Genomic DNA, 22,316 nt, shown 5'->3' with positions numbered 1-22,316 from the left:
TGACAGAGAGGCAAGCAAACGCAGTATCGGAGGACTCTTTATGAAGGGCAGCGGTTCCGGAGCACTGAACACATCGAGGCTCGAGAAGGAGCACCGACAGGGCCGCGCGGCAGGAGAAACGGTCTTTCCGATCTCCCCGCGCCCCTGCCATCGAGGACCGAGCTCTCGCCGTGGATGGAGCGGGCGGCTCGCGCTCGCGCTGCTCGTCGCGGGCTGCTCGCCCGCGGTCGTCGACGAATCGCGGGCGGTGGTCGGAGAACCGCCTGCGGTCGTCGACGAATCGCCGGCGCTCCCGCCGGACGGCGGAGGCGGCGCCCCCGCCGCGCCGCCCTCGCCCGCCGCGTGCGACGCCTCCGCGGCCGACGGCGTCGCCGTCTTCGCCTCGGACGTCGATACAGGTGCCCCGCAGGCGCCCGGAGCTCCCCCCTACGCGATCGACGGCTGCCTGCTGGCCTACGTCGCGCCGCGCGAGGCTGGCGACGCGAGCGGCGCCTTGAGGCTGCGTGATCTCGGTACGGGCGAGGAGCTCCTCCTCGCGCCGGCCGCCGAGGCGCCCCGCCGGCCTGCGCTCGCCGGCGACGTCGTGGTCTGGGAGGCCACGGACCATGGTGCACGCGTGGTGCGCGTGCGCCGGGGTGGCCAGACGGAGACGATCCGCGGCCCGTTCGATCACGCGGGCGAGCCGCGCGTGGAGGGAGACGCCGTGGTGCTGACGGGCTGGCTGACCGCGGACGAGAGCGGCGACACGGACATCTTCCTGTACGAGATCGGCCAGGCGGAGGCGGTCCCGATCGCGTCCGGCCCGGGGCAGCAGCGTTTCCCGGACATCTCGGCGACGCACGTCGCCTTCGCTGATTTCTCCGAGGATCCCGACGGCCGCTTCGACGAGGACGCGCGCGATCTCGCGGACATCGTGGTCTATGACCGGCGCACGAGGCGCGCTGTCCCGCGCTCCCGGGAAGGCAAGCAGTCCTTCCCGATGCTCGGCGCCGGAGAGCGGGTGGTGGCTTATCTCGAATGGGCGCCGTCTCATCCGGAGCCCAAGTTCGAGCAGTTCGAGCTGCGGATCGGGGACATCACCGCGCCTGCGGACGACGACGCCCTGGCCGCGAGCATCGAGCAATGGGGCCGGCCGTACGTGCTTCCCGCGGTCCGCGGCGAGCTCATCGAGTGGGTGGAGCGGCCTGCGAACGGCAATGCGTCCTTGCGGCGGAGGCCGGCCGATCTCTCGGCGCCCGCGGCCGAGGTCCCCGGGCTCTCGGCGCTCGAGCTGCTCGGGCCGTCGGCTTCCGCGACGATCACCGTGGTCGCGGCGCGCTCGCCGGGAGGCGAGCTGGAGCTCCGCGGCGTCGCCCGGTGATCCGGGGGGCGCAGGCTAGTGCGACAAGCGGGCTGAAACTGCCTGAAAAGCGCGGAATTTCGAACCGCCAAGACACCAAGAGCGCCAAGAAGAGAATCTTATCTTGGCGTCCTTGGTGTCTTGGCGGTTCATCTCTCGCTTGAACGACGTGCTCGCAATTCAAGGCCCGCTGCGACGCGGTGCAGGTCCTGGAACGCTACCTCCCGGCGGGACAGGCCTTGCGAGGGGGGCGGTGTCGGGCGCCCGCGATCACCGAAGTGATCCCGAGCGCCCCACGCCTGCCGAGCTACTTCTTCGCAGCGGCAGCCGGCGCCGCGGCCGGCGCCTTCGCTGCCGCCGCGGGCGCCGCGGCCTGCGGCGTGATGATTCGGAATTTCCCGCTCAGGTGCAGCAGCGACATCGTGTACAGCATGCCGTCGTAGTACCGCCACTTGCCGGTGGGCGCCTCGCGCTGATACAGCTCCTCGACGAAGCGCCAGGCCCGCGGATGGGTGGCGGCCAGCGCCGCGACGGCGTTCGCCGCCACGAGCCCGAGCGAGTCGTAGTCGACGATGGGCTTGCCCTCGAGGGTGAAGTTGCCCTTGTACTTGGGGCCCTGCGCCTCGAAGAACGCGAGGAGGCGATCGCTCAGCTCGGTCTGCCGCGGATCCTTCGCCCACCACGCCGCGTCCATCGACCAGTTCATCGCGGTGCGGAACGCGTCCTGACGGAAGTTGGCGGTCCCCGCGTCCCAGGAGGCAGCCTTGGGGGTGCCATCGAAGTTGGCGTAATCCGGAGCGAGCCCGGTCTTCGGATGGGTCACCTTGACGAAGTAATCGCGGCTCACCTTGGCCGCCTCGGCCCAGAACGCGCGATCCGCCTCGGGGCCCCAGGCCGCCCAGAGGTCGTAGAACGCCGGCAGGTGATACGACGGATCGGTGTGATCGCCGTTCTTCGCGAAGTTGTCCGCGTCGGGCGTGAACCGCACCATCTTGTGCTCGGTGTTGAAGAGCGAGTGCAGCGTCGTCTTGCGCTTGTCCTTGTTGACCGGCCCGGTGATCGGCTTCCGGTTCTTCATCGCGTCGAGGATGGCGAAGGCTTCCTTCTTGTAATCGTAGATCCCCTTGCCGTTCCCCCAGCGGTTGGACGCGAACAGCAGCGCGGTGGCGAAATACTCCTCCGCGTCCGGGGCCGGATTCTCATCCATGGCCGTGCCGTCCGGGCGCATCTGCCACGAGAAATAGCCGAAGCCGGGGTGCTTCGGATCCGCGCGGTACATGTGGGACTTGGCCCAGTTCCACAGGGCGTCGAAGTCGTCTTTGCGATCGACCTGCACGGCGATCATCATGCCGTACGACATCCCCTCGGAGCGGACGTCGTCGTTGCCGATGTCCATGATGTACGCCTTGGGGCCGTTCGCGTTCTTTCCCGCCGGGAACAGGACGGCCTGCTCCTTGGGATCGCCGTGGAACAGCTGCTCGTAAGCCTTCGCGATCTTGGCGTCGATCTCGGCGGGCTTGTGTCCGAGCTCGGCGAACAGGTTGCGATACTCCCCCGTGGCGAACGCTCCGTTGGCAGCGGGCTTGAGCGGCGGACCGAGGGGCGCGGGCTCCGCCGGGGCGGGCGTCTGGGCCGCGCCGCTCGGGCTCGCGCTGCTGGCCGGAGCGGCGCTGCCGGCCGGGTTCGTGGAGCTCGCCGGATCGGGCGAGCCGACCTGGGTGCCTTGGTTGGTGGGCGCGCAGGCGATCACCGTGACCGCAAACCATGCCGATGCGACGGGAGACGTTAGCATTCGCAAGTTCATCGCTGTCCTCGTGTTCGAGCTCGCATCCTCTGAGGACGCGCTCGGCGTGAACATCGCTGGCGACGTCCACGTGATGACGCTGCTGGGGGAGGGGGGAGAAGGAAATCCAACCGCTCCGAGGCGTCAAGCCCCAACTGCCGGGCTTGCCCCGGGGTGAGAGGACACCGTAGACAACCGCGATCCGGCTCTTCTGGAAAAGTTGCGTGATCCCAGCATCTTTCATGTGTCGATCTTCTTGAGGGCCTTGTCGGTGGGGCCCCAGGTCTTGCCCAGCCTGGAGACGCCGAGGTGGGCGTGCTCGACGAACCGCGCCAGCGTCACCTTGCCGGACGCGAGCGGGCTGCCGCGGCGCACCACGCCGACGAATCCGCGGCGCGCGGCGTGGGCACGAGCCGCCGGCCGGCGCGCACGAGGATCGGGTCGCCCACGGCCTCGCGGACGAGCTCGACATCGCGCCGGATGACCTGCGGCCGTACCTGGAGCATGTGCGCGGCGCGGACAGCGGCTACGGGTCGGTGGAGATCCCGCTGGGGGACAGGCTGGAGGTCTCCTGCTGGCACGGCCGCGACGGGCGCGAGCGCGAGGCGTGAGGTAGGCCGCCTCGTTCCTCGCGCGAGGGCGAGCCGCGCGCGGCGGCGCGTGCGCATCAATGCTTCTTCTTGCAGCCCCCGTAGCGTTCCACGCTCGCGAGGGTCGGCGGATTGCTGAAGTACGTCGCGTCATACCCGCCCGCGATGAGGACCGAGCCGTCTTGCAGCGTCGTCGCGGTGTGGAAGCCCCTCTGGATCGGCTCGTCGATCGCGGTCCAGCTGCCGTTCGCCTCCTTGTAGATCTCCGCGCCGTCGCTGCCGACGGCCATCACGCGGCCGTGGGACAGGGGCGTGACGGCGGACGCCCACGTGTGGAGGAAGCTCGGCGGCGCGGTCAACGTCCACGTGTCGTTCGCGGGATCGTAGATCTCGGCGGTCTCGCCGGCATCGACGAGGACCTCTAACTCCTCCTCGGTGCCGCCGTAGATCCTGCCGCCGCCGCCCACCACCAGCACGCGCCCGCTCGGCAGGAGCGTGGCCTTGTGCTGCATGCGGGGCAGGTTCGTCGGCGCCGCCGCCGTCCAGGCGCCCGTGGCCGGATCGTAGATCTCCACGCTGGTGCGGCCCTGGGGCATCTCGTTGCCGTTCAACGTGTAGCCGCCGACGACGAGCACGCGCCCGTCCTGGAGCAGCGTCGCCGTATGCAGGTAGCGGGTCACCGACATCGACCCTGCGCTGGACCACGTGTTCGTGGCAGGATCGTAGAGCACGGCCTCCTTGAGGGTGCTGTCGTCGTCGCTGCCGCCGGTGCGCAATACCCGCCCGTCCGGCAGGAGCGTGAGCGCGGTATAGGCGAACTCCCAACCACGGGCCGCCTCGCCGGGCGTGAGCGGGACGCTCGCCGTCGTGCCCGTGACCGGATCGTAGACAAGCCCGCCCGGGCTGAAGAGCACCCTGCCGTCCTGAAGGAGCGCCGCGCCCACGGGGGACATGGGGTAGGGCAGCGTGTCACCGGTCGTCCACGTGTCAGCGGCGGGATTGTAGAAGTCGACCGTCGTGGGGTAGGGGTAATCGCCGCTGCCGCCGGCGACCATCACCTGGCCGTCCGGCATGAGCAGGGCGATGTGCCGCTCTCGCGCCTCTGGCAGCGGCGCCGCGGACGACCACTCCGCGTGGACGCCGACGTGGCGGCGGCACTTCTTCTTCGCGTGGCGGTTGCCCAGCGGCGCCGAGCTCACCTCGATCGCCGCCTCCTCGAGCGCATCCGCGGCGGGGGGTTCAGGCTCCGCCCCTGCACCGCAGCCGGCGACGGCGACCGCGGCGAGGGAGAGGAAGGGGACAAGACAACGACGATGGCGACGACCGATGGTAGACATGTAGGACCTCGTCAGGAGCTGGGGGCGGGGCAGCCGTCCCCTGCCGGGGAGGCGCCATGGAGCGCAACAGAAGACCATATCAGATGGTCGTGTAAGCTGGAACGGGGCGGGCTTCGGCGACCGAACGAGCTTGATTAACACCTCTGCCCGCTACACCCCCACTACCGCCCTCGCCATCGCCCCCTGCGCGCTCGCCACGGCCGCAAACCGCTGCCCCAGATACTCCGCCACCTGCACATTCTGGCTGAACACCACATTGAACCGGATATGCGGATCGCCCGCACCATCCGCCATGAACGTCGCCCCGCGGGCCAGCAGGATCTTGTTGAGGTACGCGTCCTGCACCAGCTCGTCGATGTCCACCCCGCGCGGCGCCGCGCCCCAGAGGAACAGCCCGCCTTCACCCGGGTGGTCCAGCAGCACGCCGGCGTCGCGCAGCCGGCGCGCCGCCGCGTTCCGCGCCGCGCCGAGCTTCTGCTGCAGCCGGTCGATGTGCTTGCGCCACCTGCCGGCCGACAGCACCTCCAGGAGCACGAGCTCGTTCAGCGCGCCGGTCGTCAGCACCGAGTAGATCTTCTCGCGCAAGAGCGGCTTCAGCCGCCCTGGCTCGGCCGCGATGTAGCCGAGGCGCAGCGCCGGGCTCAGCGCCTTGCAGAAGCTCGAATAATAGACGACCCCGTCCAGCCCGGAGAGCTGCGCCAGCCGCGTCGGGTGCCCGGGGTGGAAGTGACCGTGCACGTCGTCCTCGGCGATGAGGACACCGTGCTGGTGCGCGATCGTCAGCACGCGGTGCAGGTTGGCGGCGCTCGAGCCCCAGCCGGTCGGGTTGTGCAGCACGCTCTGCAGGAACATCAGCCTGGGCCGGTGCTCGCGGCACGCAGCCTCCAGCGCCCCCAGATCCACGCCGTCCGGCCTTCGCGCCACCGGGACGAGGCGGTAGCCCGCCTGCCGCAGGCGGCCAAACAACAGGAAATAGCCCGGGTTTTCCACCAGCACCGCGTCGCCCGGCTGGAGGGTGCTCCGGCAGATCAGGTCGATCGCGTGCGTGCCGCCCCAGGTGGTGAGCACGCGTCCCGCGTCGGCCGCGATGCCCTGCGCGCGCAGCAGCGTCGCGATGCGCTCGCGCAGCTCGGGCAGCCCCTGCGGCGGGCAGCGCGCCGCCATGCCGGCGTCGCTCCGGGCGAGCGCCCGCTGGAGCACGGTCGCCGGGATGGCGTCGCTCAGCCAGCTCGCCGGCAGGGCGCCGCTGCTCGCCAGCAGCACGCCGGCGCGCTGGTCGTTCGACTGCTGCGCCAGCCACACCGGCTCCTGCTCCTCGCCGGCCTCGAGCCACGCCTCGCTCGGCATGGCCGACGCCGCCTCGCACACGAAGAACCCGGCCGTGCCGCGCGACTCGACCAGCCCGGCCGCCACCAGCCGATCGTAGGCCGTCACCACGGTGTTGGGGCTCACGCCGAGCTGACCGGCCAGCTGGCGGATCGACGTCAGCCGCGCGCCGGGCGGTAGCTGCGCGCCCTCGATCAGCGCGCGCAGCCGCGCCTCGATCTGGTCGGCCAGGGGAACGGCGGAGTCGCGGTCGAGCGAGAACATGGGTCAACGCAGGAACAGGAGGGCCAGCACCGCCAGCGCGCCGGCCATGATGCCATTGAACAGCCGGTGCCGTCGCGGATCGGTCAGGAATCGCCGGATCGCCACGCCGAACAGCGCCCACGCCGAGGTGCATGGAAAGGTGATGGCGAGGCTGACGACGGACAGGAGCAGGGCGCCGCTCGCCACGCCCATGCCCGCCGGCATGAACACCGAGGCCACCGTGATCGCCTTGACCCAGCTCTTCGGGTTGACGGCCTGGAACAGCGCCCCCTGCGCGAACGACAGCGGCCGCGGCACCTCGGCGCCCTTGACCGCGGCGCCGCCGGTCAGCTTCCACGCCAGCACCAGCAGGTACAGCGCGCCGGTCACACGCAGCATGGCGTGCAGCGCCGGGCAGGCGGCGAAGAGCGCGCCCAGGCCCAGGCAGGCGACGAAGGTCTGGACCGCGCCGCCCACGCCGATGCCCAGGAGATGCGGCAGCGATCCGCGGTAGCCGAAGTTGGCGCCCGAGGCGGTGAGCATCATGTTGTTCGGCCCAGGGGTGCTCGACATCACGAAGCAATAGGTCAGGAGGGGCAGCAGCTCGGTCATCGCAGATCGCTCCGGTCGGGGATGGACCGGAGCGTAAGGAGGCGGTGTTCGCCGGTGAAGGCACAGGGGACGCGCCGCACGAAAGCACTGTGTCAGTCGCGCGACAGGTACAGGCCGGAGGCGTAAGCTGGAGGTTCCATGACGGACGAATCAGCGGCCCGCGCGGCCGAGAAGGCGGCGGTCTTCCGACCGGAGAACGAGGAAGAGGGCTCGCGCTGCGAGACTACCTGGTGTGCGGCGAGGACTACCAGGGCCAGACCGTGGTGGAGCTCGACACCGGAAAGCGCCGCGACCACCTACCGGAGGAGGCGAGGGAAGGGGTCGGCTTCTGCTGGGTGGACATGCGCTTCGAGCCGTCGGCCGCGATGCTCGTCGTCGAAGGGTGCATCTGGGCGTGTCCGTACGAGCTGCGCTTCTTCGACTTCGCGGACCCGATATCCGGGTGGCCCGAGATCGAGGCGCCCGTGACGATCGACGCCGATCGGCGCCCGCCGAAGGTCGGCGGCGGCGGAACGATCGTCTGCTACCGGTCGGCGCCCGACGGCGCGGCCGGAGGCGACGAGGCCGAGGCGCCGATCGTCGCGATCCTGACGTTCCGGCGCGATGGCCTGAAGCTCGTCCTGGAGCGAGTGGACCTCGGAGGAGGAGCAGGCGAGGCGCAAGGCCCGGGAGGAAGGACAGAAGCGATGAGTGCGGGCCGACGGTTTCTTTCGTATAGCCTTGCCCGACGTCCTCCGTTACCGTCGTCGTCGGTGCGCCACAGAACTTCATGCCCAATCGGCTCCAGGAGTACAGCGTGCCGGCGCTAACCCCTTGCTGCTCCGCGGGACCGCGAGCACAATGGACGTGCTTGCGTGGTGAGATTACGGCGCATCGGCAGTGACGCGCGCACGGCGTTATCAGCGCCACCACGAAGGAGCCCACGGAGGTGGACGCAGCCATGGTTCAACTAGCGTCCGAATTTCCGGCAGGAGTTCCAGCATGCCGCGCACGAGCAACGCATCTTCATCCGTTGGCGGCTTCAGTAAGTACTCTCGAACGGGCCCAAGCCATGCGCGGGATCCGTTCAGGAGCACGCGGAGCGTGTTCACGGTCTCGGCATTCTTCGCATCGTCGTCCACAATGGCACTCAGGATTGTGCGAAGCACCAAGATTCGATCACGTCTCTCATTGCCGAAACGGTGAAGCCCGTACATGGTTCGGAGATCTTCGACCATTTTTGTGTGCGCGGGCGCTGGTGCGAGATCCCCGTATTCGTCCCACCCGAAGTAGTCCAGGGGCTCGACATCGCTAGGATCGATGGGTGCCGTTGAGATGCCGCTGTTTTCGCGGGTACGATTGCAAGTGTCACACGCTGCGAGAAGATTGTTCCAGTCGAACGCTCTACCCGGTGCCTTGGATTTCTCTTCAAGATGCTCCGCCGTGCCTGGTGACGGCGTCTCGCAGAATGTGCACTTCTCGAAGCTCATGTTGCGGAGCTCACGCCACAGCTCTGCAAATGTGCCTTTGCTGGTTCTCCCCGCGCGAAAGTTGTCCCATTGGCTGCCGATACGACTGCTCTTCTGCACGCTCGTTAGCGTGACGTCTGCGGCGAGCTTCTGTGCCGATTCGACACGATTTTTGAGCGACTGCTGGTGTTCAGTGTCAAGAAATTCAGCGACTGGACGTCGGACCAGCTTTAGCATCCAGCATTCTCCGCACTTTGTCGGCCGCGAGTTTGACCGCCGCGTCCACGTCCTCTTTCCGCAGTTCACCGGGTGCGGTCAGCCGCTCCGCAAGCGCTTGCTCGATCTCAATCAGCCGCTTATGATCTGCAGCATCAAGCTTCTCGAACTTGGCTTTCCCTCGCAGCACCGCGTGCTCTTTCAATAGGACTTCGGTTGCTGGGTCGCGCGTGTCGGTAAGACCAAAGAGGGGGCTTAGAAGGATCTGATCCGCTGTCCACCCGGAAACTGCAGGAGCCGGCCGGATTACATGAACTGGCGCGTTCGTGGAGCCGGCGTGGAGCACGAATAACCCGTCCCGCGTGGCTGCCTGGGCGATGAACGGGCTGTGACTGGATACAATGAACTGAAGGCGCGGAAACACCTGTTGCAACCGTGGACCAATCTCGCGCTGCCAGGTTGGGTGCAGGTGTAGATCCACCTCGTCGACAAGCACCACACCGTCTGCGCGTACAGAGAGCGCGCCGCCCTCCCCCTGCTCGACGAGGCCGGCCACCCCCTCGAAGACGTCGGTCATCTGGCGCAGCAGGTCCATCACGAGCGCGAGGAAGCTTCGATAGCCGTCGGAGAGTTCCAAGAGATCCACGCGCGTGGCGCCAGGGGCAGAGAAGTACACCTTCTGGGTGTCTACGTCCGAAATTTGAACGGGCGACGGAAGGAGCTGATCGAGCAGCTTGCGCACGATCTGATACTCTTGCTGCGCACGCGGCGCGTCCGGGGCATGTGTATCGAGTGATCTCGCATAAAGCCTGGGCAGCCAGTCAAGGTCGCGCTTCAGCGCTACCGACTCGCGGAACAGCGATGCAACGCGCCCAGCGCGCCCAGGTTCGTAGGTTAGATCGTCCTCTGCGCCGCCGGTGAAGCGTCGAAATGCGCCATAGGCGCAAACCAGCCATCCAGTCTTGTTCGCCGCATAAGGACCCCTGAGTAGGCCGCGGTGTTCCTTGTCCTTAGGATTCCCCCGGAGCACGATCTGCGGCGCGGAAAACTCTAGCCCATCGAGCGTCGTAGGTTGATCGCCGACTACTGCGAACGACGCGCGATAAGGATCCTTGCGCGGAGCGCCGTCGGCCACATCGTTCTCACCGCGGAGAAAGCTCGCCTCGAGTGCTCCGTAGGGCTCGTCCCGTCGAACCCAGGCCGTCGGTGATACGAGGCGCATGGCCGGCGACGGGCCCACGAGCGCAACGGCTATTGCCTGGAGCAGCGTCGTTTTTCCAGTTGCATTGGCACCCAAAATCACATTCCAGCCCGCGTAGCTCTCTTCGCTGCTGGCCGGAAAATCGAATCTCACGTCCGCGAAGCACTTGATGCTTCGAGCCGTGAACGACCTCAGGTACACGGTGACCTCCGCATGATGCTGCAGTATACGCCGAACGGTCGCGGGCAGGCAACCGCAGCGCTTAAAGGGGATGGAGTGTGCAGCCCGGTTCGCTGCCCGGGCGGGGGATCGTGTGCTGCTCCTTCGGCAGGGGTGATCGCACCAGCGGACGCATGAGGATGTACGTTCGGACCCGCCGGAACGAGATCGATGCCGATGGCGCCGGCCTGCCCAGGCGAGCGCCGCCGGACGAGCACGACATCACACCCTAGAGACTACGGCGCGCGGGCGCACTGCTTTCTTGGCCGCGGACGGCGGGCGGCTTACGGTCAGCATGTCGGACCTCATGCGAGCGGGGTTCGGCCAGGCCGTTAGGGGTGTTTCAGCACCCGCAGGCGGCACTTTGTACGGCTAACAAACCGTCGGGCAGCACAAGGACGTCGTCGCTCCGCTCAGTCGCACTCCCCGGCGCTCCACATCCCGGGCGCCTCCACGTGGAGCGTGACGATCTCGTCCTCGTCGAACCCGAGCGCCTGCTGTACGCCCGTGGTGCGGTATCCAAGGAAGATCTGGTCGTCCCCGAGGTCGACGATCTGCTTGTGGGCGCGGCCGTGGATCTCGTGCTCCGCCACGGACGCGGTGATCGCGTTGCAGGCGAAGGGGACATAGCTCACGTGCGCGAGCATGATCGGCCCGGAGACGTTGAAGTCCGTGACCGAGAGCCCGGTGAACTGCCCGTCCGCGTCGTCGCTGCTCGGGTCGGTGAGCGGCGTGAAGGTCCGGCCCCCCTCCTCGTTGTAGAGATTGGCGAGGGAGCTCGGCGAGCTCGGGTTGCTCGCCATGACCGCGATCTTCCCGTCGCCCGCCTTCCTGGCCTCGTCGACGCGGTAGATCGCCACGCCGCCGGAGACGTCATCGAAGTCGAACCAGCGCTGAAGGCCGCGGTCGTATCCCTCGTTCTGGCGGTTGTCGATCAGGAAGTACTGGTCCGGATCCGAGGTCTCGATCTTGTAGATCGTCGGCGCGACGCCCTGCCCGAGGAACTCCGCGCCGGCCGTCCGGACGATGGCAATGTCCTGCGGCGGGGACCCGGGCTCGATCACCGTCGGCGCCAGGAATCCGGCCTTGATCCGGCTCCAGGCGCCCATCGCCACGGGCACAGAGCCGGCGGGCGAGCCGCTCGTGCTCCCCCAGCTCCCGCTCGCCATCACGCACCATGACCCGAGCGGGGTAGGGCCCTTGTAGAGATCCGGGAGGCCGACCGCCGCGTGCCCGAGCTCGTGGACGATGACACCCACCGTGGCCGGCATCGTGGTGGGCACGCCGCGGACGGCGTGGACCTGCCGTTCGCCGAGCGCGGCGTAGCCGGTGAGGACCTTCCCGTCGAGGGTGATCGGGTCCTCGAAGCCCTTCGCATGGGCCCAGATGGAGGGCGTCTTGCTCGTGTTCGCGGTCTCGTAGCCGGCCACGATGAAGACCACGTTGAGCTCGTCGCCGCGGACCTTGCCGTCCGCGTTGGTGTCGTAGGAGGCGAAGTTGACGTAGGGATCCGCCAGCACCAGCGCCTCCTTCAGGTACAGCTGGAGGAGGGAGAAATCCTTCTTGCTGTTGGGGTGCGCGAACGGGAGCTTGATCCGGACGATGCCGTCGTTGGCGGTGCCCTGGGTCTCCTTCGCGCGGGTGAAGGAGAACTTCCCGCGCGACATGTCGGCGTAATAATGGTTCACCGAGCCCGGGAGGCTCCCGTACATCGTCTGATTCCAGTACGCGAGGTCGGTGGCGAAGTTGCCGGTGAACGCGCCTGGCGTGGCGAGCCCGCCCCTCTGGGTGAACTCCAGCAGGATGGTCAGCAGGGGGCGCCGGATCCCGGAGATCACCGTCGGACGCGCCGCGAACGAGAGCGCGCCCCGGGAATGTGCGATCTCCGCCTCCCAGAGGGTATCGAGCGCCTCGTCGTCGATGCGCTGGAGCAGCGCCGGATCCACGGGGCCGCCCTGCCCGCGGAGATCGCGGACCAGCACCCCGGAGGGGACGAGCCTGAGGGCGCCGCGCGCGTCCGAGCCGAGCTCGGCGACCTCGTAGTCGCCGGAGAGGTCGTTGAGCACGACGGCGGTGCCGTCCGCCATCCGGAGGTAGTCGAAGTGCTCGTCGCCGATCACCTCGGCGCGGAAGGTCGCGCCGGTCGTGTCGAGCGGGATCTCGCGCAGCCCGGGCTCGGCGCTCACCGCGGCCGCGGGGCGGCTCGCCGAGACGGCGCTCGCCAGCACGGCGAGCGCGACGAGCCCGAGCCGCGCCGATCGGCGCGCGCCGGCGATCCCCTGGTGATCCACGTTGCCCGCGCCGCTGTTTCGAGACGTCATGTCCGCATCCTCCTCAATCCGCGTTTCGCCGCGTTCGAGGGGCGCATCGCAACGCATGTGCCGGAACCGGTCAGCAGCGCGAAGCGCCGCGTTTCCAGGCTGATCCGCGCGTCTCCGGCGAGCGCTTCGCCCCGCGCCGACACGCCGCCGGGACAGCTGTCACGCGCGCGCGACGGGCGCTGTCGCGGCGGCGTGACAGCGGTCCTGCAGGTGCGGGCGCGGCCCGCGGACGCGCCGGTTCCTGGTTGACGCGGCCCCCTCCAGGGGCACCATGGCGATCATGGGCGACGATCCCGGGGCGGCCTGCACGCTCACGAGCTTCGATGAGGGGCGCTCTCTCCGGCTCCCGGCCGTCTCGGTGACCGTCACCCTCCCGGATCGGCGCACGCTCACCGCGCCGCTCGATCTGCGCCCCCTCCTCGTGGGCGCGGGCGCCGACTGCGATCTCGTCCTCGCCGATCCACGCGCCTCGCGCCGGCACTGCGAGATCCGGTTGACCGAGCAGGGCGTGCTCCTGCGCGACCTGGGCAGCAAGAACGGCACGCTGATCCGCGACGTGCGGATCCGCGAGGCCTTCCTCCCGCCGGGCGTCCCCGCCTCGGTCGGCGGCTCCGAGATCGTCGTCGGCCCCGCGGGGCCCGCGGCTGTCCTGCCGCTCTCCGCCGCGGACGCGTTCGGCGAGGCGGCGGGGCGGAGCCTCCCCATGCGCGCGCTGTTCGCCCGGCTGGAGCGCGCGGCGCCGACCGATGAGACGTTGCTCCTGCTGGGCGAGTCCGGCACCGGCAAGGAGGTGCTGGCGCGGGCGATCCACGCGCAAAGCCGCCGCAAGGACGGCCCGTTCGTGGTCGTGGACTGCGGTGCCATCGCCCCGAACCTCGTGGAGAGCGAGCTCTTCGGCCACGCCCGGGGCGCGTTCACGGGCGCCGCGGCGGCGCGGCCGGGCCTGCTCGAGCAGGCGGGCCGCGGCACGCTCTTCATCGACGAGATCGGCGAGCTCCCGCTCGAGCTCCAGCCGAAGCTCCTCCGCGCCATCGAGGGGCGGCAGATCCGGCGGCTCGGATCGAACGAGTGGCTCCCCTTCGACGCGCGGATCGTGGCGGCCACGCACCGGAACCTGCGCGCGAAGGCCCAGGACGGCTCGTTCCGGGCCGATCTCTACTTCCGGCTCTCGGTGGTGGAGGTCCATGTCCCCGCGCTCCGGGAGCGCAAGGACGACATCCCGCTCCTGGTCGAGCGCTTCCTCGTCGCGCGGGATCCGCCGCGCGCGCTCGCGGACCTGCCGCCGGGCGCGCTCCCGCTGCTGGAGGCGTACGACTGGCCGGGGAACGTGCGCGAGCTCCGGAACACCGTCGCGCGGCTCGTCCTCTTCCCCGAGCTGCTCCACGAGGTCATCGGCGCCGCGCCGCAGGGGAGCCTGAGCGCGGAAGCAACGCGGCCCGATCCCTCGGGCGCGGCGCCCTCCGGAGCGGCTCCGTCGGGCGCTGCGCCCGACGGCGCGTCGCCAGCAGGGCCCGGGGACGCCCGCCTCCGCAGGCTCCTCGAGCTGCCGCTGCCCGAAGCGCGGGAGGTCGTGCTGGAGGAGCTGGAGCGCGCCTACGTCACCGAGAAGCTCCGGCAGCACGGGGGCAACATCTCGCACGCGGCCGACGCGATGGGCGTCTCCCGCCAGCTCGTCCACCGGCTGCTCCAGCGCCACGGCCTCCGCGCCCGGTGATCCCGCCCGTGGACGCCGACGATCCCCGCGTCGACGCCCCGCCGTGGCCGCGGCGCGGCCGCGACGACGCGACCGTCACCGGCCCGGCCGCGCCCGGGGCGCCGCCCGCCGCGCCCGGGGCTTCGCCTGCCGCGCCCGAGGCCACCTCCGATCTTGGCCTCGGCGAGGAGAGCCGGCGCTCCGCCGCCGCGCGCGGGTCCATGCCCGCCGCGCCCTCGTCGATCCCACCCTCGCCGATCCCGCCCTCGCTCCACGCCCGCTTCGAGGACTTCCACCTCCTCGGCCGCGGCGGCATGGGCGTCGTCTACCGGGCCCGGGATCTCCGGCTCGGCCGGCGCGTCGCCATCAAGCTCCTCTCGGCGGGCGCGCAGCTCGACGGGAGCTTCCTGCGCGAGGCGCGCTCCCAGGCGCGGCTCCGCCACGAGAACGTCTGCGAGGTCCACGAGGCAGGCGTCGCCGATCACGTGCCGTTCCTCGTGATGCGCTGCATCGACGGCCCCTCCCTCCAGGACGCCCGCGGCGACCTGACCCTCGAGGAGAAGGTCCGCGTGGCCCGGGCCGTCGCCGCCGCGCTCCACGAGGCGCACCGGCTCGGCCTCGTGCACCGCGACGTCAAGCCGAGCAACGTCATGCTGGAGCGGGGCACGGACGGCGCCTACCGCCCCTACCTCATGGACTTCGGCATCGCGCGCGAGGCGGGGGAGAGCGGGCCCACCCTGACCGGCGCCCTGCTCGGAACCCCCGCGTACATGGCGCCCGAGCAGGCCGCGGGGCGGGTGCACGCCCTCGATCGGCGGACCGACGTCTACGGCCTCGGCGCGACGCTCTACGCGCTGCTCGCCGGCCGCCCGCCGTTCACCGGGGGCACCGTGATGGACGTGCTCCGCCAGGTGCTGGAGGCCGACGCGCCGCCGCTCCGGACCCTGGACCGCGACATCCCCCAGGATCTCGAGGCGGTGGTGATGCGCTGCCTCGAGAAGCAGCCCGGCGCCCGCTACGAGTCGGCGCGCGCGCTCGGCGAGGATCTGCAGCGCTTCCTGGACGGCGATCCCGTGCTCGCGCGCCGCGCCTCCCTCGGCCGCCGCCTGGCCCGGCACGCGCGGCGGCACCGGGCGGCGATCGCGGGCGTGACCGCGCTGCTGCTCGCGGCGCTGGTCGTCGCCGGCCTCCTCGTCCGCGGCCGGCGCGCCGCCGCGGAGCAGGCCAACCTCGCCCGCGAGCTCGGCGAGACCGTGAAGGAGATGGAGCTTTTCCTGCGCGCCGCCCACGCGATGCCGCTCCACGACGTCGAGCGCGAGCGCGACGTGGTCCGCGCCCGGCTCGGGGCCGTCGAGGCCCGGATGGCGACCGCGGGCGAGGTCGGCCGCGGCCCCGGCGAGTACGCGCTCGGCCGCGGCCTGCTCGCGCTCCAGGAGCCGCGCGCCGCGCTCGACCACCTCCGCGCGGCCGAGCGGGCCGGGTACCGATCGCCGGGGCTCGACCACGCCGCCGGCGTGGCGCTCTCCGAGCTCTACCGCCGCGCCCTGGAGGAGACCCGCCGCATCCGCGACCCGGCGCAGCGCGAGGCCCGGATCGCGGCGATCGAGGCCGAGTACAAGGCCCCGGCGGTCCGGCACCTCCGCGCGGCGCTGGGCGGCGCCGGCGAGGCGCCGGCGCGCGGCGCCATCGAGGCGCCCGCCTACGTGGAAGGGCTGCTCGCGTTCGCCGAGGGCAGGCACGACGAGGCGCTGGAGAGGGCCAGGGAGGCGTTCGCGGCGGCGCCGTGGCTCCACGAGGCGAAGAAGCTGGAGGGCGACGTGCTCTTCGCCCTCGGGAGCCGCCACCGCCACGACGCCGCCGCCTTCGACTTCGACCGGATGAAGGGCTACTTCGACCGCGCCGCCGAGGCGTACCGGATCGCCGCCGAGCATGGCCGGTCCGACCCCTCGGTCCACGCCGCCGCGTGCGAGCTCTGGACCCAGACCATGAACGCCGCCGGCAAGCGCGGCGACTCGATGGGCCCGAGCTTCGAGCGCGCGCGGGCGGCCTGCGAGCGGGCGCTCGAGGCGAGCCCGCGGAGCCCCGAGGCGCTGGTCAAGCTCGCCTGGGTCCACAACTGCTTCGCCTGGTGGGCCGCGAGCGGCATGCAGCCGGGCGAGGACGCCGAGGCCGCCCTGCGCGCCGCGACCGCGCGCGCCGAGGCGGCGCTCGACAGGAGCCCGGACGACGCCTTCGCCCGGTACGTCGCCGCCGCGGTCGCCCGCGCGCGGGCGTACCGCGCCGACATGCTCGGCCGCGACCAGCGCGCGGACCTGGAGCGCGCCATCCAGGGCTACGAGGCCGCGCTCCAGCGCGAGCCCGACTTCGCCTGGGCCCTCGCCGAGCTCTGCTCCGTCCACGCCGAGCTCGGCCGCCACGACTCCCTGCACGGCCGCGACCCGAGCCGCTCCTTCGAGCGCGCGGGGGCCCGCTGCGACCAGGTCCTCGCGCTCGACCCGGGCCTCGACGGCGCGCGCACCTCGCGGCTCGTCACCGGCGTCTACGAGGCAGAGCACCTCGTCCGCGCCGGCCGCTCCCCCGAGGAGGCGGTCCAGCGGACGCACCGGGTGATTGATGCGATGCATCAAAAGGACCCTTCCTGGGGCTGGGCGCCCTACTGGCGGGTCTGGCTGGATCACGCGCTCGCGCTGCATGCGCTCGACGCGGGCGCGGATCCCGGCCCGGCGCTCGCGCGCGTCCGGGCGAGCGCGCTGGAGGTGGCGCCGGGCGCGACCGCCTTCCCGGAGTCGCTGCGGGCGATGCTGGCGGTGCTCGAGGCGCGCGCCGGGGTCGCGCGGGGTGAGGACCCGTCGCCCTCGATCCGGATCGCGCGCGAGGCGCTCGATCGCCAGATCGCGGTGGCGCCCTGGGACGTGTCGGACCGTCTGCAGCGCGCCGAGGTGGAGCTGCTCGCCTACCGGTGGAGCGCGCAGCGCGGCCGGCCGGACGCGGCGCGGCTCGACGCGGCGCTCGCCGTGCTCGACCCCCTGCTCGGCGGGCAGCGCGCCGATCCTCGGCTCCCCGCGCTGCTGGCCGAGATCCACGAGGCCCGCGCCGCCCACCGGGCGGACCGCGGGGGGGACGCCGCCGCCGACATCGCGGAGGGGCTCCGGCATGCGGACGCGGCGCTCGGGCTCCACCCGCGGTTCGACCGGGCGCTCGTGGCCCAGGGCGGGCTCTGGCTGCTGCGCGCCGCGGCCGCGCCCGGCGCGGCGGCCCGGCGGGAGGCCGCCCGGCGCGGGGCCGAGGCCCTGGAGGCGGCCCTCCGGGCGAACCCGCTGCGCGCCCGGACCGAGGGCGCCCGCCTCGCGGAGGCGCGGCGGCTCGCGGGCCAGGCGCCCGACCCCGCCGCGCCCTGACCGCCCCCGCGGCCCACAGCGCTCACCGGGGGAACAGCGCGCGATCGATCGTGCGCTCGCGCTCGGGCTCACGGCACCAGTCGGGCTCGATGTCCTTCAGCCACGTCATCGTGCATGGCTTTCCGTTGCAGCTGAACTGGCCGTGCTCCGGGGGCCCGACGAGCTGGCAGGTGCCGTTATCGATGCTGTCCGCCAGGGGCCCCATGTAGTTGAGGCCGCAGGCCCCCTCCTTGTAGCAGTACCGCTGCTTCAGCGCCGACTCAGGGTCGACATCGCACTGGGCGATGAACGGGGCCGTCGCATAGACGAACACCATGGCGCCGACCGCGGTCGAGGGGACCGCGCACCAGAGCGCCTCGCGGTGAATGTACTCGTCGTGAGGATCCCCGTCGTCGGTCACGTGGGTGCCCGTGAGCAGGACGCTGAGGCCGTCGGTCACGTCGTTGACGTAGGCGATCACGCACTCCAGCACGTTGCCGATCACGGCATCGGAGAGCCCCTCCTCCGTCCAGGCCGACGCGCTGCTCACCATCCCCCGTCCCAGGTAGACCTCCTCGCCGTGGTGCACGACGGTGCCGGCGGCGGCGGCGCAGCGGACGGTGTGAGCGAAGACCTCCTTGCCGTCCACGCCCCCGGGGGCCGCCGCGTCGAGGATCTTGGTGGCGAGGATGTCCGGGTGGATCTGGTCGCCCTTGAGCAGCGGGCTCCGCAGCGCCGTGACCACCGCGTACTTCCATGTGTGCCACGCGAGCTTCGGGGTCCCGTTGGTGTCCGGGATACCGGGCTTCATCGCCGTCGCCTCGAGCCCCGGCCCGGCGAGCTCGACTTCGATGTCCGACTCCGACGCCGGCCCGCAAGCCGCCATGAGGAGCCCGACGCCCATCACCATCCCGTGCGCACCAGCAGAGCGCTTCATCGTGATCTCCTCGTCCAGAGAGTTTCGAGCCTTCGTTCACGGCAACGGCGAGCTCGCCGAGCGTGGACACAAGCGGCCATGATCGCCGCGCTGCGTGCCGGGGACAAGGAGCATGCGCCGTGCCATGGTTGGGAGCGGCGCGGCGGCGGCGGATCGCCGGCGCGTCTCCCGGCGAGGTGGTACGGCGGCGTTACAGGTGACCGCCGCGCGGGACAGCCGGTGTTGCGGCGCGATGACAGGCGCCCGTCGGAGCTGGCGGAGCGAGGGGCGAGGGGCGAGGGGCGAGGGGCGAGGGGCGAGGGGCGAGAGGGAGCGTCGTCGGGTCGCGGAGAGAAGGAGGCCGATCGGCGCGTGTTCGCGGGTCGACAGGTCCTCGACCTCCCCAACGAGCTCGTGCCTGGGAGGGCCGGCGACGTGCGCACGCTACGCACGTTCAAGGTCCCGATCTACGATGACGACGCGCTGGCCAGGCGGAGCCGATCGAGGGAGCACGCGGTCGACGAGAGCGGGGCGCCTGTCGCCCACGCGCTCCGCCCACGCGCGTGCTGACCGCATCGACGATGCTCGCCCCGTGGGCACATTCCCTGCTGCGCGCGGGGCACATTTCCTGCTCGCTCCTGCTCGCTACCATGGACTGAGTGCCCGTCTGCGCCGCGCATCTGAATGCCCGGCGCGGGCTGCTTGCTCACCTGAGCGAGGTCAGCCCGCGCATCAAGTGTACGCAACGATGCCCCTGCTGCGCTTGAACGTTGCAGACGCAAAGAAGCCGCCGCAGTCGTCCTTCCGACGGCATGCGTCACACGCCTCGACATAGACGTTCTTCCAGTCCGAAATGCTCTTTCGCGCAAACCGATGAAGCCTCGGATCTAGAGCGCATAGCTGATGATTGTAGATCGACGTCAACAGCCCAGCCCGCTCCAGCGTCATGACGGCCTCGCCGAGCGCGCCCTGGTAATCGACCGGATCAATCCACAGCGCCTCGATGTTGGCCTTCGCGAACCCCACGGGCTCGAGGCCCATGAGCGCAACGTGATCCACGAAAGTCAGGTTTCTCGCGACGAACCGCGCGAACTCGGGCATCCGCACGACCGTCTCGCGATGGATCACGAACCGTAGCTCCACGCGAACACGCCGCCGCTTCAGGTTCAAGATCCCCCGCACCGTCTCGTCGAAGGCTCCTTTGGCCTGGACGACATAATCGTGCTCCTCGGGTAGGTCCGAGTAGAGCGGGATCCCGAACATCAGGTCCGGATGCTTCACGTCACCTATGCAACGCGCAAAGCTGCCATCGGCGAACCTCCGTCCGTTGGAAAGCACATGTACGCTCGTGCGGGGCAGGCACTGGCGGAGAAGCACGAGAAGCCGGACGAGGCGCTCGCCGAGAAGAGCAGGTTCGCCTCCCGTGATCCCGATCTCCGTGGCCTCCGAGGAGATCAATGGGATAGCCTGCTCGAGATCGTCCACGAGCCAGCTGTCGTCGTGGCTTTTAGGCGGCTGAGAGCACATCACGCAAAAGTTGTCGCATCGCTCGGTGACGAGGAACGTGTTCGACCGGGAGGCCGCTCTGTAGAGCGCCGAGACCGAGCCCCGCGTGGGGTCAATCCGCACGACGTCCCCGCTCCGCAGGTAATGGTGCTCCGAGCCGAGGAGATAAACATCCTCACGATCGGAAATCCGCATCGCCCGGCGCAGGAGGTATCCTCGAAACCCCTGCGGTAGCTCGGATCCTTGCTCGGAGAGCAGAAGCAGACTGCTCGCTCGCTCCGACTCCGGAAGCGCAGAATCTTCCGAGATCCGCGCGACGAGCGGCGTGCGGGACGTCGCTGACAACGCCCGCAGGCCTGGCGCCGATAGCTTCACGAGCATGAACTCATACCCATCGCAGCAGGATGTCCCGCGCTTCGACATCGGTCTCGAGGAGCCCGATGAGGTGCCGTAGCACGCCCATCTGCTTCGCACAGAATGCGCTGAATGCCTTGTGCCCGACGGCGTCGCCCTGCGTCGCCCGGTGGAACACGGGATCCGCGCCACAGTAGGGCAAGAAAGGACAGTCGGTACACATGGGAATGCCCTCGAGCATGGTCTCGCTCAGCGGCGAGAGGAGCGCTTCGGATGTTATCAGGGCCTCGTAGTCATCCTGATCGAGATGCCCCAAGCGGAAGGTCTGGTCCCCCATCTCGGCCAGCATACGACCTTCATCCGAGGCGTACACCGCCCCGTCGTAGTTGTACACGAGCGCCCCGATCCCGATGCCAGCAGGGGACTGTAGATCGACGTATGGCGAGCCGAGCGGAGAGAACATCTTTTGAAGCAGGATGGTCGTGTAGTCCTCGCGCAAGAGCTGCCCTCCAGCATTGATTCGTAGAATGTGCGAGAGACCGCGCTTATAAAAATCGAGCCAGTCTTCAACGCTGTATCGCTTGACGAGGCTCCGCGTCGCGAAGCCGTACGGGCTCAAGCTCCGGAGAAAGATGCCATGGAAGCCGAGGCGCACATACTCATCGATAATCTCGTGAGCGCGGTGCAAGCTCCTCGGCGTTGTCGTCATGAGCGCCGAGACCCGGTGCGGTCCGAGGACTTCACGAGCCCTGAGAATCCCCTGGATCGTCTTCTGGTGGCTGCCGCCTCCGCGCGTTGGCCGCTGGGAATCGTGCAAGTCGGCCGGCCCGTCCAGCGAGGTCGACAGGTACACGCCGTGCTCGTTGCAAAACAATAATATGTCGTCGGACAGGCGCGATAGGTTGGAGGTGATCACGAACTGGAGATCGCGCCGATGGTGTTGGTTGAGCTCATTTGCGCGCTCCACAATGTGGCGGATGAGGGGGAAGTTGAGGAGCGGCTCGCCCCCCTGGAGCTCGATCTTGATGCGCTCGTTCGGGCTGCAAAAGACAAGGTCGAGCGCCTTGTTGGCGTGCGCTACCGTCATGTCGTACTGGGCGCTGTCCTCCGATTGCCTCGAAACCTGGCAATACTGACATGAGTGATCGCACCGCAGCGTGACGACGAAGATGTGGAGCCCCGTAAACTCGGCGATGCGTTCCGCGCGGCTCCTGTACTTCAGCGCCAGCAGATCAAAGGCGACGGAGGAGTCGTCCTCGTAGAGAAAGTGGCGTGATTTCAGGGTCTTATAGGCATTCGTGTCCGGTGCGAGCCTCCGCTCGACGAGCGCGACGAGCTCGTCGCGCTCGAGGCGAACGTATTCCCCGACGTCGTTGGTTACGATGTAGGTATTCCCGTCAAGGTAGCCGAGCCGGAGAGGTAGGAGATGATATTCTGCCCGTGGTGCGTAGGCCAGCCTCGGCTGGAACGTCGGGTGCGGCATATCATCCCCGAGGAGGAACGCGCGCGCGAGAGAAGGCATGCGCGAGGATGAGCGTGCGGAGCGATGCCGTCTCTTCTCCAACCTTCTCCCGGAGCTCCTGATCAAGCAGCTCCTGAAAGAAGAGCCTCGCTGCTTCGAGCGCTGCCTGCTCGCCGGTCGCAGGCGGGAAGGCGAGCGTAACGTCGAGCGAGTTATCACGGATCTCGCCAATCACGGCGGTGCACTTCGCGGCCATCCGGTAGGCGGCCTTCTGGACGGCCGCGAGTCGGTAGGCACGGAGATCGACGGCGACTACGATGTGTCCATCTCGGAAGGCGAACGGAGCACGAGCATCGGCACCGATGGTCTTCAT

17 protein-coding genes and 1 pseudogene are annotated in these 22,316 nt (G+C 69.8%); 5 read left to right on the top strand and 13 right to left on the bottom strand.

Features of this window, described 5'->3' with window-relative positions:
• The first annotated feature begins 247 nt into the window (after nt 1-247).
• Nucleotides 248-1,360, top strand: coding sequence for a hypothetical protein (locus ACSRUE_RS31755; RefSeq protein WP_441286865.1), 1,113 nt, complete (start codon nt 248-250; stop codon nt 1,358-1,360).
• Nucleotides 1,361-1,646: 286 nt separating this feature from the next.
• Here ACSRUE_RS31755 and ACSRUE_RS31750 read toward each other — a convergent pair whose 3' ends face one another.
• From ACSRUE_RS31750 to ACSRUE_RS31725, 6 genes and pseudogenes are all read right to left on the bottom strand, one after another.
• Entirely contained in the window at nt 1,647-3,131 is a 1,485-nt protein-coding gene (locus tag ACSRUE_RS31750; RefSeq protein ID WP_441286864.1) for a glycosyl hydrolase family 8, read from the bottom strand.
• 231 nt (nt 3,132-3,362) lie between these two features.
• Complete coding sequence (locus tag ACSRUE_RS31745; protein ID WP_437767988.1) at nt 3,363-3,500, bottom strand: hypothetical protein; 138 nt, start codon at nt 3,498-3,500, stop codon at nt 3,363-3,365.
• An 8-nt stretch (nt 3,501-3,508) separates the two neighbouring features.
• Nucleotides 3,509-3,583, bottom strand: a pseudogene (locus ACSRUE_RS31740) (hypothetical protein); the annotation flags it as partial.
• Between the two features lie 206 nt (nt 3,584-3,789).
• The gene (locus tag ACSRUE_RS31735) at nt 3,790-5,049 is read right to left on the bottom strand and encodes a Kelch repeat-containing protein (RefSeq protein WP_441286863.1); all 1,260 of its coding nucleotides are present in this window, start codon (nt 5,047-5,049) and stop codon (nt 3,790-3,792) included.
• 150 nt (nt 5,050-5,199) lie between these two features.
• On the bottom strand, nt 5,200-6,639 hold the full coding sequence (locus ACSRUE_RS31730) for a PLP-dependent aminotransferase family protein (RefSeq protein WP_441286862.1): 1,440 nt from the start codon (nt 6,637-6,639) through the stop codon (nt 5,200-5,202).
• 3 nt (nt 6,640-6,642) lie between these two features.
• A complete protein-coding gene (locus ACSRUE_RS31725; RefSeq protein WP_441286861.1) occupies nt 6,643-7,230 on the bottom strand; it encodes a LysE family translocator in 588 nt (195 codons plus the stop codon).
• A gap of 260 nt (nt 7,231-7,490) precedes the next feature.
• On the opposite strand from ACSRUE_RS31725, the gene ACSRUE_RS31720 reads away from it, so the two are divergent.
• Nucleotides 7,491-8,039 (top strand): hypothetical protein, encoded by a 549-nt coding sequence (locus tag ACSRUE_RS31720; RefSeq protein ID WP_441286860.1) that lies wholly within the window; start codon nt 7,491-7,493, stop codon nt 8,037-8,039.
• Between the two features lie 90 nt (nt 8,040-8,129).
• On the opposite strand, the gene ACSRUE_RS31715 is transcribed toward ACSRUE_RS31720, so the two are convergent.
• The 3 genes from ACSRUE_RS31715 to ACSRUE_RS31705 all read right to left on the bottom strand — a co-directional run bounded on the left by ACSRUE_RS31715 (nt 8,130) and on the right by ACSRUE_RS31705 (nt 12,635).
• A complete protein-coding gene (locus ACSRUE_RS31715) occupies nt 8,130-8,915 on the bottom strand; it encodes an HNH endonuclease (protein ID WP_441286859.1) in 786 nt (261 codons plus the stop codon).
• On the bottom strand, nt 8,884-10,296 hold the full coding sequence (locus ACSRUE_RS31710) for an AAA family ATPase (RefSeq protein WP_441286858.1): 1,413 nt from the start codon (nt 10,294-10,296) through the stop codon (nt 8,884-8,886). The genes ACSRUE_RS31715 and ACSRUE_RS31710 overlap by 32 nt, the downstream gene beginning before the upstream one ends.
• Before the next feature lie 431 nt (nt 10,297-10,727).
• Nucleotides 10,728-12,635, bottom strand: a complete 1,908-nt coding sequence (locus tag ACSRUE_RS31705) for a M6 family metalloprotease domain-containing protein (RefSeq protein WP_441286857.1) — start codon at nt 12,633-12,635, stop codon at nt 10,728-10,730.
• Between the two features lie 280 nt (nt 12,636-12,915).
• On the opposite strand from ACSRUE_RS31705, the gene ACSRUE_RS31700 reads away from it, so the two are divergent.
• Nucleotides 12,916-14,349 carry a sigma 54-interacting transcriptional regulator gene (locus tag ACSRUE_RS31700; RefSeq protein WP_441286856.1) on the top strand — a complete coding sequence of 478 codons (1,434 nt, stop codon included), beginning with the start codon at nt 12,916-12,918 and terminating at the stop codon, nt 14,347-14,349.
• Between the two features lie 8 nt (nt 14,350-14,357).
• Nucleotides 14,358-17,726 carry a protein kinase domain-containing protein gene (locus ACSRUE_RS31695; RefSeq protein WP_441286855.1) on the top strand — a complete coding sequence of 1,123 codons (3,369 nt, stop codon included), beginning with the start codon at nt 14,358-14,360 and terminating at the stop codon, nt 17,724-17,726.
• Nucleotides 17,727-17,748: 22 nt separating this feature from the next.
• Here ACSRUE_RS31695 and ACSRUE_RS31690 read toward each other — a convergent pair whose 3' ends face one another.
• Nucleotides 17,749-18,642, bottom strand: coding sequence for a hypothetical protein (locus ACSRUE_RS31690; protein WP_441286854.1), 894 nt, complete (start codon nt 18,640-18,642; stop codon nt 17,749-17,751).
• Between the two features lie 351 nt (nt 18,643-18,993).
• On the opposite strand from ACSRUE_RS31690, the gene ACSRUE_RS31685 reads away from it, so the two are divergent.
• The gene (locus ACSRUE_RS31685; RefSeq protein WP_441286853.1) at nt 18,994-19,191 is read left to right on the top strand and encodes a hypothetical protein; all 198 of its coding nucleotides are present in this window, start codon (nt 18,994-18,996) and stop codon (nt 19,189-19,191) included.
• Between the two features lie 162 nt (nt 19,192-19,353).
• On the opposite strand, the gene hxsC is transcribed toward ACSRUE_RS31685, so the two are convergent.
• Genes hxsC through hxsD form a run of 3 tightly spaced genes read right to left on the bottom strand, consistent with a single transcriptional unit; the run spans nt 19,354 to nt 22,316 of the window.
• Nucleotides 19,354-20,508 carry a His-Xaa-Ser system radical SAM maturase HxsC gene (gene hxsC, locus ACSRUE_RS31680; protein ID WP_441286852.1) on the bottom strand — a complete coding sequence of 385 codons (1,155 nt, stop codon included), beginning with the start codon at nt 20,506-20,508 and terminating at the stop codon, nt 19,354-19,356.
• A gap of 4 nt (nt 20,509-20,512) precedes the next feature.
• Entirely contained in the window at nt 20,513-21,964 is a 1,452-nt protein-coding gene (gene hxsB / locus ACSRUE_RS31675) for a His-Xaa-Ser system radical SAM maturase HxsB (RefSeq protein WP_441286851.1), read from the bottom strand.
• A 1-nt stretch (nt 21,965) separates the two neighbouring features.
• Nucleotides 21,966-22,316 carry a His-Xaa-Ser system protein HxsD gene (gene hxsD, locus ACSRUE_RS31670; protein WP_441286850.1) on the bottom strand — a complete coding sequence of 117 codons (351 nt, stop codon included), beginning with the start codon at nt 22,314-22,316 and terminating at the stop codon, nt 21,966-21,968.

The organism is Sorangium sp. KYC3313 (assembly GCF_052075895.1).
Classification (GTDB): domain Bacteria; phylum Myxococcota_A; class Polyangia; order Polyangiales; family Polyangiaceae; genus Sorangium; species Sorangium cellulosum_B.
Note: the sequence above shows the minus strand (reverse complement) of the source record. Positions and strands in the feature narration are given on the sequence as shown.